The organism is Nostoc sp., from assembly GCF_036917975.1.
Lineage (GTDB): Bacteria > Cyanobacteriota > Cyanobacteriia > Cyanobacteriales > Nostocaceae > Nostoc.
Genome location: NZ_JBALEJ010000015.1, coordinates 1 through 13554 on the forward strand (window position 1 = coordinate 1; position 13554 = coordinate 13554).

Sequence of the window (13554 nt, forward strand, 5' to 3'; positions counted from 1 at the left end):
CAATGTGATTCAGTATATCACTCATATTTTCGTGTTAAAAAAGTTCTCATGATCTTCTTTTACCACAAAATATACTATTTTGGAGATGTCTAATGAGAAAACACAAAAAACTATCTACCAAAATAATTGGATAACCAATCATAAAATTACTGAAAATAATGTTGAAGAAATTGTCAAAGCTGGACGTAGCAGATGGAAAGTTGAGAACGAAGGTAATAACGTTCTAAAAAATCACGGTTATAATTTAGAGCATAACTTTGGTCATGGTGAAAATCATTTATGCGAGTTCTTGTTGTCTTTAAATTTGCTATCTTTTTTATTTCATACTGTTTTAGATTTAGTTAATTACACCTATCAAAAAATTCGTGATTTATTAGTAACTCGGACTTATTTCTTTAATGATATTCGTACTCTATTAAAATTTTTATGGTTTAAAGATTGGTCGGATTTCTTCTCATTTATTCTCAGGGAATATGTCCCATTCAAAAAAGTAAATTCTAGCTGAAAAATGTCAATATATTGAAAGAGGAGGAGAAAGTTATTTATCAATAAAAACTACAAAGTTGGTTAGAATTTCAACTGGATTTAAGAGTTGAAATCGATTTTTAATGGACAGATTTTTAAAAACCTGTCTACCTCTGGTGTTGGATGATAATTATTTGTCAAAAAATGATGGTTCGACACAAGTTCTCTATTTAAACAAGAGAATTTTATCTGATTTTTTTTCAAAATGAGAATTGCTGTGAAAAATACTTGAAGAAAGTGGTGAATCTCACATTGGATGCCAAACACCAAGGGGATGAAATCTGGGCGATAGGTGGAGGCTGCCTCTTACCCGGATTTAAGAAGCTGTTGGAGAAAAACGGTTTCAAAATCCTGGACAATCCAGTGGAAGCCAATGTCTTTGGGCTTTTAGAAATGGCAAAAACTATTTTTGCCAAGAATCCAGCATCTACATCTTTTAAGTGATCACAATGGCAGACAAACTTGACTTAACCCCAGAAAAAGTTCGGATCAAAGATAGCTACCGAGAGCGGATATTTGCCGAATCACAGCAATTAGGTAAAAGTTACCTAGAGACGCTTTATTTTATCATTGATTGCTATTTTGCTTTTAGAAAGGGTGCATTTCCCACACAACAAGCGACTTTCACCCCGATTAATACTGTATATTACAAACTCCCTTCAAGGACTGCAACTCCATTTGCAGAGGAGGAACAAGAGGATTCTGATGGAGAAACATTTAGCCTTGATTTTGATTTGTAACGGGAATGTATTGGCACAAGAATGCAACAGGTTTAGCACAGTAAGTTCAAGATTTGAGTTTATAATCCAATCCGATTCAAGACTTTAATAATGGGACTTCCAAAGAATAAATTATTCCAAGAAAAACAAGAGACAGGTTTTCTCAAGAATGATAATCATTTTAAGGGGGGAGAAAAGGGGTTGCCCTCGGCAACCCCTTTTCTCCCCCTCATCTATGCATGAAGAATCTATACACTTGTCGTCAATTATCGGCTATTCTGTTCCTCCCAGTTTTGCAACTCAATTATTCATGTCCGCACAAAGTATAGCTATGTAGGCCAATAACTAAGGCTCTATTCCTTCATCAATCCAAGCATCAATTGCTGTTTTTACCTCTAATTCAGTCACGGCAGACCATTCTTTTTCGTTGATAGTTGTTTGAAATACTGCTCTTTTTCCATGACCAACTTTTTCCATTGAGTGTCCGCGATACACATTTTTAGGCTTAATCATTTTTCTTAATCATCTTTATAGAATATTATAAACTGTCGCTCAATAAGAAGATTAGTTTGATTTTCTATCATGGCTGCTGATAGAGGGGATTATCATATATTTCTTCAGTATTGATTTTATCACCTATTTGCCGACCAATGGTCGGCAAATATTTTTCGATATGCGAACCGACCATCATAACTATAGTTAAATCCATTTCTATTTAGTAAGTTTTTATCCATGCGTAGGAAGCTTTGTGAGAAATCCGGGCTAGTTGAAAAAGATTATGTGCTTACCTGAGATTTACCACAATATAATTGGTAAACCTGCAATGATAGAGGCAACACCTGTCCAAAGAGTGAACCACTCAATATTTCCTTCATCTAAAGCAAGACTCATTTGCTTAATTGCTGATAATAGTCCAGCTAATAGTAGTACAAAGAATGCAAAATATCTCAGAGCAGTCATACTTTGCCCTACTTGAATGTCAAAGTAAACATAATAGGTTTTTAACAGGCTCTACTATATGCATACTCAGTATTCATGATCTCTCCGACTTTTAAACGCACTTTTACTGATACGTATAATGAAAAATAGTAAAAGAGCAGTAATAATACTGTGTGTTTCTTGGATAATACAGTTTAATCTAAAGCAAAGAAATTTTGAGCCAGCAAAATAGTAAGTAAAATTACCAGAATTAATTGCAGGCCAAATTAACAACTGAACATTTATTTCAAGAGGTGTCCATAATGATTCGCAAAACCAATAGTTACTCTTCTATGCAAGAGCAAGAAAGCAATAGCTCAAAATTAGGTGAGGATGTCTCTTCTAGAACCTCATTTCATCCTCCAAATATTAAGTCAGCAATTGATTGGGAAAAACCAGATTTTGACGAGCTTGACTTGTGTATGGAAATTACCACATACATTCTTCATGGGCAATAATTGTCAATACTAAGTTTAATTTCCTAATTAAAACCTCTACCTGCTTTTTGTTTTTATGTTCCTAAAAATTCTTGGTACTGCCGCAGGTGGTGGTTTTCCTCAATGGAATTGTAACTGTCCCAATTGCCAAGCAGTCCGCACAAATAGTGCAGGTGTAAATTGGCTGAACCAGTCATCAATTGCGGTGAGGAAAAACAATCAGCCCTGGTTTTTGGTCAACGCCTCCCCAGATGTACGTCCGCAGTTGGAGAAATTGCGGGAAGGACAACCGTCTACAATTCGGTCAAGCCCGATCGCTGGTGTCTTGTTAACGGATGCAGAGATTGACCATACTACGGGACTGGTTATCCTCAGAGAATCTACGGAAAAACTGCGGGTCTATGGTACAGAAACAGTACGTAAGGCTCTGACAGAGGGTTATCCCCTGCTGTCTACGTTAGCAAGCTATTGTGGTGTGGAATGGTCTGTACTTGAACCTTATGTACCTATAAACCTGGGGTTGGATGGAGCAGATGGCTTAGAAGTGGAGGTATTTCCCCTAGCAGCCAAGCCACCAAAATATATGCGACACCAGACAAATTTAGATGGAGTTTGGGTTATAGGTTTGACATTTCGCGATCGCACAACTGGCAAAGTTGCTACTTATGCTCCAGGTTTAGCTGAACTTGACGAAAAAATCCTAGAGCGGTTTGAGTCTAGTGACTGCATTTTAGTAGATGGCACTTGCTGGAAAAATGATGAGTTGTTGGCTTTAGGAATATCAAATCTTCAAGCACGCGATATGGGACACTTACCCCTGAACACTAGTTTAAAAAGCCTTGCTAAACTGAGCCGTCCTCGGAAAATTCTCGTTCACATCAACAACACTAACCCAATACTTTTACCTGATTCAGAGGAACGCAAAATTGTTGAAGCCGCAGGCATAGAAGTTGGTTACGATGGACTGACCATCGAATTGTAATTTTGAGGTGTAAGAAAAAGTGTGTTGGAATTAGTTAAAGAACCTCTCCCGTGGACTCAGACAGAACTAGAGGCTGTATTGCGATCGCAACATCGCCGCTATCATCATCTGCATCCATTTCATGCGAGGATGAACAGTGGTGATTTAACGCCAACAGAAGTACGGCGCTGGGTAGCAAATAGATTTTACTATCAAAAAAGTATTCCCCTGAAAGATGCTGCGATCTTGTCAAACTGCACTGATTTAGAAGTGCGGCGGGAATGGATTCAACGCATCATCGATCATGACGGTCAAGGTGAGGGCGAAGGTGGTATTGAGGCATGGTTAAAGCTTGGTAAAGCTGTAGGATTGTCTCCTCAGGAACTCTTAGAAGACGAGCATGTACTACCAGGAGTTCAATATGCAGTAGATGCCTACGTTAACTTTTGTCGCACTCGACCTTGGATTGAGGCCGTGGCTGCATCACTGACTGAACTGTTTGGCCCAGATGCAATTCGAGTACGCTTAGTTGCATTAGAACAGCATTACCCGTGGATCGATCCTGCTGGATTTGACTACTTCCGGGCCCGTCTTCACCAAGCGCCCAGAGATGCTCAATATGCCCTCAAGCAAGTCCTCAAACACTGTAGAACTCGTGATTCTCAGGAACGAGCAGTACAGGCTTTAGTATTTAAATGCAATTTGTTGTGGAGCCAATTAGAGGCGATTGAACAGGGCGATACTAGACCTCACGAAGTATAGGGGCTGTGGGGGAGTGGGAGCAGTTGCAGTAAGTCTTTCCCCTCTACCCCTCCACACCTCTACCTCCTGTGCCCAATGCCTAGCACATTAATTACGAATTAAATGAGTACTATAGACAATCATGCTCGACCACGTTTAGTTTGTGGTGTACGTTTACGCTGGGATGACGTGAGAAAGCAGCATTGGCTCCTGATTCCAGAAGGGGCACTACAATTAAACTCCACAGCAGCAGCAATTCTGGCACTTTGTAACGGTGAGCAAACTCTAAATGCGATCGCAGCAGAGTTGGAGAAACAGTACCAGGGCGAAAATGTGGTAGAGGACGTGCGCCATCTGCTCTCTCGAATTAGTAAACGAGGACTATTAATTCTAGAAGGCAACAAGCAGGAGGTAAAAGTTAGTTTATAAAGAGATTTTACTCCTTGTATTAATTACGAATTACGAATTACAAATTACGAATTACGTTAGCGTAGCGGGGCAAAGCCCATTACGAATTAGTATGATAATTGATAGACCTTTAAGCTTGATTGCAGAATTGACGTATCGCTGCCCACTGCGTTGTCCGTACTGCTCCAACCCACTTAATTATGGCGATTACAAGTATCGTCAAGAACTTTCTACCGAAGATTGGTTGCGAGTGATTCAGCAAGCCTTGGACTTGGGCGTGTTACAGCTTGGCTTGACCGGTGGCGAACCACTGCTACGAAAAGATTTAGAATTACTTGTGGCAGCAGCAGCCAAAGCCGAACTATATACCACTTTGATTACTGCTGCGACGCTGTTAACTCCAGAACGAGCTACACAACTGCGTGATGCCGGACTCGATCACGTACAAATTAGTATCCAAGATAGTCGTGCTGCTGAGTCGGACTATATTGCTGGAACTCCCTCTTTTAAGCAAAAACTAGAGGCAGCAAGATTAGTAAAAGCTTTGGGTTTCCCACTGACACTTAATTTTGTTCTGCATCGGCAAAACCTAGACAGGATTGATGAGATTTTAGAACTGTGTGAGGTTTTAAAAGCAGACCGAGTTGAATTAGCGAACACTCAGTATTATGGCTGGGCACATCACAACCGTACTGTTTTACTACCCACCCGCCAGCAGCTAGAACGAGCAGATGCCGCAGTGGCATTAGCTAGAGAGCGCAACATCTGCCCAATGGGCATCTTATATGTGCTTCCAGACTATTATGAAGATTATCCCAAACCATGTATGGGTGGCTGGGGTAATCGAGCTTTAGTGGTTGCTCCCAATGGCGATGTGTTACCTTGCCAAGCTGCCAGTTCTATTCCAGAACTAGAATTTGCTAACGTCCGCAACTATTCACTAGATTGGATTTGGTTTGAATCATCTGCTTTTAATCGCTTCCGGGGAACAGAATGGATGCCTGAGCCTTGTCAAAGTTGCGATCGCCGCCAGCTTGATTTTGGTGGTTGCCGTTGCCAAGCGTTACTTTTGACGAACAATGCTGCTGCTACCGATCCTGTCTGTCATCTGTCAGCACACCATCACCTGATTACTACAGTCACAAAGCAGGCAAATCAGGAAAACTTGGATTCATCCCTACCTTTGGTTTATCGCTCCATGCAAATCTAATAAGCTAATGAACTACCCCACCCTACTTTTAAGTTTAGTTAATACGTATTAATTACGCCTTATCTAACGTTATATAAGCTATATAACGTTTCTTTATATTCTTATATAACGAATTTCTTTTCAAGTCCTAATATGTAACGATTTCAGGTTTTTAAAGTATAAAATTAAAAACGAAGAAATCGCGCAGCGTCTCGTAGAGAAGGGTGGGCGAAAAAAATTAAAATATTCTCGCCTTAAAACTCTATCCCTTTATGGGTAGAGTATTCACAAATTCTGAATTCTGACTCCTGACTCCTGCTCCTGTTTTATCTCGGCGTGTAGGTGAGCTTATAGATGGCGCCACTGTAGTCATCCGAGATTAACAAATTGCCCTGCTGATCTACTGCCGTATCTACGGGTCGCCCCCAGACTTCTTGCGTTCCTGGAAGTAGCCAGCCGGTAACTAAATCTATCTGGTTTCCTGGGATCTTTGTCGTATTGTCCCAGGGAAAGTAAGCTATTTTATAGCCCGTTTTCTGCTGCCGATTCCATGAGCCGTGTAGCCCTACTACTACCCCATTTGAGTAAAGGCTGGGAAAGTTCGTATTTTGTAAGAAGGTTAGTCCCAACGGAGCCGAATGCGCTTGGATACCTCTGATAATCTTGTCCATTGCATTGCAATTAACATGTCCATCAGCATTAAACTGATAGTCGCGATCGAAAGGCATATAGTAGGAGCGATTTGACGTGTCAGGATTGGGGTTGCAGAATGGCCAACCGTAGTTCCCGCCATCTCGGACTCGCGTAAACTCGTCTGGCGGGTGGTTGTCCACGTAGGACGGGATAACTTTACCGTAGTTGTTAGTAGCATCCTTGAAGGGATAGGCGATGTCGTCTCGATTATTCACGGCTACCCAGAGGTCATTTGTGCCAGGGACGAATGCCAGTCCTTCTGCATTGCGTAAACCTTGGGCAAAAAGCCGCGGATTGCTTCCATCAGCGTTGTACTGGTAAATCGCAGCGCGTCGTGGGTTACTGACAGTATCTGACACGCAGGCGTTGCAGGACGAGGCGATCGACACGTATAGTTTGTTGTTGCCATCGAGTGCGATATTTTTCAGTTCGTGAGCGTAAGCACCTTTCAGTTCCGGGGTGCTGGGGTATGGTAAGTTAGATACGACAACTTGGCGATTGTGCGCGGTTATGTCTCCAGATTTGTAGATGAAGCGGTTAATTTGATAATTCTCAGAGATATAAACGTATGTGATGTTGTTAATCGTGTGAAACACAATGTCCTGCGGTTTGCTTAGACCTGTCACGAAGTCAGAAATAATTGGGTCTTTGCTGCCATTTGCCCTGACAATTAGCACTTTACCGGTACTGGGCTGGGACACTAGAAGATTGCCATTGGGAGCAACTGCTATAAAGCGGGCAGCCACAATCCGAGCATAAACGGAGATGGAGAAATTGGGCGGCACTGTCAAGTAACGGCTAGTGTTGAAGGGCCAAGAGCTCATTGTATTAGACACGTTAATCTTGGTTTCAACAGACGCAGCTGGTGGGATGGCCAACGCTGGGGTGGAAAGAACCTCAAAGGGCATCACTGTAGTAAGCACGGCCAGCAAGCTAACTAGCCGCGCAGATACTATCTGTCCGAGCCACTGTTTTGGCTGTAGAGCAAACAGAATTGACATTTTCAACTTCCTTTTGATGTGGGTAGTAAAGTAGATAACTACACTGAAGACTGTGTTTAGAGTCTTCAGTGTAGCAACCAGCAACGCCAGAAACGCTTTGACCTGCAAATAGGATCGTTTTGATCTAGGACTAATTACAACTATCCGTAAGAGGATGTTTTATTTAAACTATGTACATCCCTCTCTAGCTAGGAGACATTACGCGAACACAAAGCACATAAGCTAATAGACCTCTCGGAAAATTCACTTGGCATAAACTAAGGAAATAAATGCTATCTGTGTTGACTAAAATTAATGCTCCAAAAAGCTAGTGCGGATTATATAACATCTGAAATTGGGCAGGTAATCAAAATTAAACAACACTATCTTCCGCCTCTAAACTATCAGCAACTATAGGAAACACTCATTGCTGTGTTGTTTAAAGACATATATATAAATGCAATACTTGTCGGTTAAGGGGAAAAGGGGAAGGGGAAAGGGGAAAGAAAAAACCTTTCCCCTTTACCCTTTAACCTTTTCCCAAAACCCTATTCCGAGTTAAAAATGCTTAACCGAGCAGTATTGATATATAAATGTTGTCTAAACCCCTTAAACAGACTGGGTTATAATTTTTCGGACAAGTCCAATTGTGATCTCAAAAGCTCTGAATTGCAGGTTTGATTGATTAATATTGCTCTTGCCTAGATTTAACTAGCGTATATAGAACTCCGGTTTGATTAATGAAAAGTTTTTACAGCAGTTTTCATATATTTGAACCACATCTGTCGTAGGGGCACAGCAGTGCTGTGCCCTTACTGCGTGGTCTATTTACTTTGCTGGACAAAAGTTTTTATCTCAGTATGCTGATCATTCTTCAACTCTGATTCCTATATTTGGTTACATTCTATTGAGATAAAAGTGAAACGTAACTCGTATATTCACTAATATTTTAATTTTGGTGAAAAATTTTTTCGAGTAAATTTACGTTAGTAAATTTACGCAAGCTAGAATTGAATTATGGGCGATTCATCTTTACCGGAGAATTACTAATAGAAAATCCCCGACGTGTGGGTTTAAGATTAGCCAATTCCACCTGAAAAGTTACCTTATCGCTCATTTCCCCACTTCTCGCTTCCAAAGTCCAATTACCTGGATGCAAATACCAAAATAAAGAATTAGCTGACTGTGTATCTAGCTTTTCACCATTTAACCACCACTTAACAGGCGCAGATTTATTTCCCACTAGCTTAAATTCCAGTTTTTGCTTCGCTTCTTCACCGGGATACACTAAGAATAAATCGCCATGATGCGGAGAGAAAATTCTCAAATTATTAGTAGAAATAAAATTCGATTGCTGTTGTTTTGCTAACCACTCATCATACTTTGGTGGTAAATTGAATTGATTTTCACGTTCGTAATTATTTTTATCTTCAGGATAGAAATATTCCTGCACTACTGAGGTACAAGCTGGTGTTGGTCGTAACCCCGAAATTGCACAAATAGGTAGTTGTACTAAACCTTCTGGAGATGGAAAATCTGCTGGTTCTTGATGTTCGTGCAGGTGGAACATAATCCGATTCCATAAGGGTCCAGCCCCTGTCACACCTGAAACTTGTCGCATCGGTTCGCCGTTGAAATTGCCTACCCAAGTAGCAACGGTGTAATCTGTGGTAAAGCCAACTGTCCAAGTGTCACGAAAATTGGAAGAAGTGCCAGTTTTAACCGCAGAAGGAAAGGGTAAATTTAACACTGAGTCACCTCTAAGTCCCGTCCAGACTCAACTATGCGGTAAAAGTCTTTGATATCGTAATGTTGCGCCGATATCGTAATGTTGCGCCCTACTCCCCTTGATTCCACGTTCTAACCCAATTAGCCTCATTGTGTCATAGTAGGTACTACGGTTATTTTATTCTCTAAGCGAAGAATTGTTGTTAGCAAAAAACAGTGGTTCCCTAGAGTAGTCCTAAAGTAGTCCTGGAGTAGTTGTAGAGCAGTCCTAGAGAAATCAGTAATTACTGTTTGCGATTCCCTAAAGCAGTTCTACGACAGTCCCATAGCAATCCTAGACTAGTCGTATAACAGTCTTAGAGAAATTGTAGTTTGGTATACAATTTCGTCATATAAAATTCGCTAAGTCTATGGGATTAGTAGTGATTAAATTAAGTTTCTAAAGGAAAAGAAATCAGTTAGACTTTAATCATATTCTGCATTTTTATTCTGCAAAGTGAAAGCAAAGTTAGTCACGATGTTGCACCTTCCCAGGGAAACTTTTGCATGAAAAAAAATGGAACAGAACCAACAAGTAATTATTTCAATTAAGCGAACGTTAGGCACTATTGATGGACAGATAATTAATTATCTGCACTCTAGACCCTTTGGTTTAGGGAACCTGCCTGAAATAGTAATGTTGACCCTCCTTGAATATTGGTCGCCCTTTGAAAACAAAACCGTTGTCCAAAGATGCCGAGAAATAATCTCGGAGTGGTTGAAAGGCATAGGCTTGCAGTTAAATCCTGAAAAAACCAGGCTAACTCACACATTCCTACCGGAATTAAGCGAGGATGGTAAAGCCGGATTTGACTTTCTTGGTCATCACATCCAGCAATACCCAGCAGGGAAGTACCGCAGCAACAGAAATGCACACGGGAAAATATTAGGTTTTAACACCCTCATCACCCCATCCGCGAAGGCGAGTAAGGCTCATATTGAGGAAATCGGAAGAATCCTGCGAAATATGACCGAAGTTTTAAGCAACTGGAATATTTATGTACCAGATTCATCTTATTTGACACAACGGGGAGGCACTTTTCTATTTGATTCCCAAGGTCAGTTAATTTACGAACATCGCGATCGCGGGATTCTTAGTTTTGCTGAAAATATGAGCAATCCCTTATCTTTTTTATATAAGTAATTAATGGGCAAAGGTGGCTATTGGGCGATTGTCAGCGCAGTAAACGAGTTTAGTTGCACCGTGAGAGTCTGGGATGGCGAGTACACGATTGGGTTGCAGCACCTGAAGTCCTTCAACTACTTACCCCAGGAATGTGAGCAGGTTCAGGAGATTAGCGATGTCCTTGGACAAGGCGTTCCGCGTCTACGCATCAGTCGAGTGTATTCCGCGATCTGCGAAACCCAATTCCCCACCCATGAATAGGAGAAAATTTGTGATGGGCAAGTATGTTATGGAGTTTAAATTTACCTGAGTGCAAGTAATAAAGCTACAGTTGCTAAGTCCGTGTCAATTTCTGATTGGATCTGGGTTTGACGTGTTTGGATGGCTTCAGTAAAGATGTTTATCATTTCAAAATTACTGGAGCAAACTCTCAACTTAGATTTAGTTGGATAATTAATATCTTTCTCAACCGCAGTCATTTCTGGAGAGAATAAAGCTTGACAGTCAAGATACTGACTAAATTGACTAGAGACAGTGGAGTAATTATTGCTTTGGGAATTAGACTCGCCAGTGTATGTCCAATCAATAAAAGCAACTTGAGGAAATTCAGCACGGAGTAGAGGGAGGAAGTAATAAGCGATATCTGTGTGAGAAATTACAACAATATCAATTTGACGAGATTGGATCATGTAGCGGATAAAAGCCAACCAGTACACTTGATCTAAGAAATTAGGTAGATGAAATATGTCTGGTGTGAGGCGATAAAAAGAATCATACCAAGGATGCTCTGATTTGAAGCTTGTGGCGATCGCTATTTCATAACCTTCTTTTTCCAGCAGCCTCACTAAGTCCAGATGAAATTGATCAACATTGCTATTGGATAGGGAAGGAAAGAAAAACAGCAAGCGTTTCCCAGAATTGTACCGCTTAAGGGAGTTTTGTCCGGCTATTTTATATTTGAGTTGCTGCGGGTTAAGTGATTGACGGTTGAGAGAAATATTTGGAGTCGGGGTGCTGCTAAAAAAATCATGGTAGCGCGACTGGATTAATTCAGTTACTCGCTTGAGTTCACAAGGATCTTGCTCTAAAGAGTTAATGCTGCGATTGCACTCTAAATATTCAGGAATTGTCCATCCAAGTTGTTGATTGGCGATCGCTTTTAGCCACCGTTCCCAATCTGCATATAACTTTAAGTCTGCGTCAAATCCCCCTAGTTGCTCAAAATCAACTTTGCGATATAGCAATCCTCCCTTTAGCTGATTTTCATGTAAGAATGAAGCAGGTTGGCTAAAGCCTTGATTCCACCAGTATTCCTGTGCTTGAAAGACAGCAGAGTAGGAGTTAACGAAGGAAAATTCAGGATGGGTTTCTAAGAACAGAACACTTTTTTCGATATATGTAGGGTCAAAAATGTCAACCAAATTGATAAAAAATAAATATTTACCTTCAGCTTGAGCGATCGCTGTGTTGCGTCCTGCTGCGTCACCTTGTTGATTAGAATGAGAGAGGACTTTTATTTTGTTCGTTCTTTGAGATAATGACTCAATGAATGCTATTGCATCGGCGTTTGTCAGACCGTCATTGACAATAATCCATTCAAAATTTTGCCAGGTTTGGTTAATTACACTTCTGTAGGTAGTTTCAAAATACTGATAGTCGTTAAGAAACACAGAAATAATCGAAACTACAGGAGCTTCAGAAGCTTCGGGCTGAAAAAATCTCACTTTTTGACTAGCAATCAGAGTAACAAAATCTCGAATACGAGTGTCAGAGTTAACTTGATTTGCTAACACAAGCGGATCGGGCTTTTTCCCACCGAGAAGCCGTTTGAATTTTAACCAAGCACTGCGGAGTTGCCAAAACTTACTCACAGACATCATCGTACTGAAAGATTGCCATCGTTCCCACTCCAACTCGGCTTTTTGTGTCCTCAACATCCATGTCTGCCATTGAGACTCTAACCAATCTTTCCCAGCTTGTAACTGTTGATTCCAAGCTTGCACGCTTTTTAGAGTTGCTTGGGTTTGTGTGAGTTCGTCTTGAATTTGCTGTGCAGTTAGTATCCAAGCCTGAGATTGAGGAGATAAATTTTGGTTATTTTGATGAGTAAAGTGCCATACTTTACCTGAGTTTTGCTGTTGCAGAAGTTGCTCAATACCTGTCAGCAGGAAATTAAGCTGGCGTTGATTCCACTTACTAGGCTCAATTTGATATAAGTATTGACGCAGATAGTACCGTTCTTTAGCTAGATTTACAGGATTAATTGTTGAGTCAGAATTGCTAGTGGCGTAGAGAGGATAAGGGTAGTAAGCAATTTCTTTACCAGTGGCGATCGCTGCTGCTAAGATGTGCCAATTGAGAGCGAACAATCCTCTCTCAGGCGAGTAGCGGAATTCTTGCAGCAGTTTGAGAGAAAATAACGCAGATATATCTTGGTTGTGGTTAAACTCCAGCAACTTGAGCAAGGAACCATTGATGAAGGCGTAGTTTACCGCCGCAGGCATCGCTTCTAGTTCTCCATCCTCTTGAAGCGTAATCTGCGGACATACTACCACATCTGCATCAGATGCGATCGCCGCCGTTACTAACTTTTCTAGCATATCTGGTAAAGCAATATGTTCCACAGCCAACTGTAAAACATACTCTCCTGCTGCTAATTCGACTAAGTAATTATAACTTTCTCCCAAACTCCAGTTAACATCTAAATTTAAATATTTATAGCTAGGAAACTTAGTTTGAGCTTGAGTAATTATTTCTTGTAAATACTCATCAATTGATTCTCGATACCCGATAATCACATCAAAATTGTTATAAGTTTGGGCAGCAAGACTTTCTAGACACTCTAATATAGTATTTACTGTCTGCCAGCAGACAATAGTAATTGTGACTTTAGGAGTTTGAGTTTCTTTAGGGGCAGCATTAATAAAAGCTTGACTAGAACTCTTGCATAAATATTTTGTGGTATGATATTGGGTTATTTTAATTTGAGATTTGGCAATTAGAATAGGAAGAAATTATCAATTTTTTCGA

At 40.6% G+C, this 13554-nt stretch carries 11 protein-coding genes and 3 pseudogenes; 9 read left to right on the forward strand and 5 right to left on the reverse strand.

Annotated features, from left to right (window positions below):
* Window positions 1–91: 91 nt before the first annotated feature.
* The 3 genes and pseudogenes from V7K76_RS06210 to V7K76_RS06220 all read left to right on the forward strand — a co-directional run.
* Window positions 92–419: pseudogene (locus V7K76_RS06210) on the forward strand (ISNCY family transposase); the annotation flags it as partial.
* A 325-nt stretch (window positions 420–744) separates the two neighbouring features.
* Window positions 745–969: pseudogene (locus V7K76_RS06215) on the forward strand (hypothetical protein); the annotation flags it as partial.
* Window positions 970–974: 5 nt separating this feature from the next.
* Window positions 975–1265 (forward strand): hypothetical protein, encoded by a 291-nt coding sequence (locus tag V7K76_RS06220; protein ID WP_334954032.1) that lies wholly within the window; start codon window positions 975–977, stop codon window positions 1263–1265.
* A gap of 324 nt (window positions 1266–1589) precedes the next feature.
* On the opposite strand, the gene V7K76_RS06225 is transcribed toward V7K76_RS06220, so the two are convergent.
* Window positions 1590–1757, reverse strand: a complete 168-nt coding sequence (locus V7K76_RS06225; RefSeq protein WP_334954031.1) for a hypothetical protein — start codon at window positions 1755–1757, stop codon at window positions 1590–1592.
* A gap of 282 nt (window positions 1758–2039) precedes the next feature.
* Window positions 2040–2204 carry a hypothetical protein gene (locus V7K76_RS06230; protein ID WP_292705357.1) on the reverse strand — a complete coding sequence of 55 codons (165 nt, stop codon included), beginning with the start codon at window positions 2202–2204 and terminating at the stop codon, window positions 2040–2042.
* Between the two features lie 281 nt (window positions 2205–2485).
* On the opposite strand from V7K76_RS06230, the gene pqqA reads away from it, so the two are divergent.
* The 5 genes from pqqA (at window position 2486) to pqqE (ending at window position 5979) form a co-directional block, all read left to right on the forward strand.
* Window positions 2486–2680 (forward strand): pyrroloquinoline quinone precursor peptide PqqA, encoded by a 195-nt coding sequence (pqqA, locus tag V7K76_RS06235; protein WP_334954030.1) that lies wholly within the window; start codon window positions 2486–2488, stop codon window positions 2678–2680.
* A gap of 55 nt (window positions 2681–2735) precedes the next feature.
* Window positions 2736–3641 (forward strand): pyrroloquinoline quinone biosynthesis protein PqqB, encoded by a 906-nt coding sequence (pqqB, locus tag V7K76_RS06240; protein ID WP_334954029.1) that lies wholly within the window; start codon window positions 2736–2738, stop codon window positions 3639–3641.
* 21 nt (window positions 3642–3662) lie between these two features.
* Window positions 3663–4382 carry a pyrroloquinoline-quinone synthase PqqC gene (gene pqqC, locus V7K76_RS06245; RefSeq protein WP_334954028.1) on the forward strand — a complete coding sequence of 240 codons (720 nt, stop codon included), beginning with the start codon at window positions 3663–3665 and terminating at the stop codon, window positions 4380–4382.
* 102 nt (window positions 4383–4484) lie between these two features.
* Entirely contained in the window at window positions 4485–4790 is a 306-nt protein-coding gene (gene pqqD / locus V7K76_RS06250) for a pyrroloquinoline quinone biosynthesis peptide chaperone PqqD (RefSeq protein ID WP_334954027.1), read from the forward strand.
* A gap of 91 nt (window positions 4791–4881) precedes the next feature.
* On the forward strand, window positions 4882–5979 hold the full coding sequence (gene pqqE, locus V7K76_RS06255) for a pyrroloquinoline quinone biosynthesis protein PqqE (protein ID WP_334954026.1): 1098 nt from the start codon (window positions 4882–4884) through the stop codon (window positions 5977–5979).
* A 305-nt stretch (window positions 5980–6284) separates the two neighbouring features.
* Here pqqE and V7K76_RS06260 read toward each other — a convergent pair whose 3' ends face one another.
* Window positions 6285–7652, reverse strand: a complete 1368-nt coding sequence (locus V7K76_RS06260) for a PQQ-dependent sugar dehydrogenase (RefSeq protein ID WP_334954025.1) — start codon at window positions 7650–7652, stop codon at window positions 6285–6287.
* A 994-nt stretch (window positions 7653–8646) separates the two neighbouring features.
* A pseudogene (locus tag V7K76_RS06265) lies at window positions 8647–9387 on the reverse strand (penicillin-binding protein 1C); the annotation flags it as partial.
* 528 nt (window positions 9388–9915) lie between these two features.
* On the opposite strand from V7K76_RS06265, the gene V7K76_RS06270 reads away from it, so the two are divergent.
* Window positions 9916–10542, forward strand: coding sequence for an AhpC/TSA family protein (locus V7K76_RS06270; RefSeq protein WP_334954024.1), 627 nt, complete (start codon window positions 9916–9918; stop codon window positions 10540–10542).
* A gap of 284 nt (window positions 10543–10826) precedes the next feature.
* On the opposite strand, the gene V7K76_RS06275 is transcribed toward V7K76_RS06270, so the two are convergent.
* The gene (locus V7K76_RS06275; protein ID WP_335029726.1) at window positions 10827–13529 is read right to left on the reverse strand and encodes a glycosyltransferase; all 2703 of its coding nucleotides are present in this window, start codon (window positions 13527–13529) and stop codon (window positions 10827–10829) included.
* Between the last annotated feature and the right edge of the window lie 25 nt (window positions 13530–13554).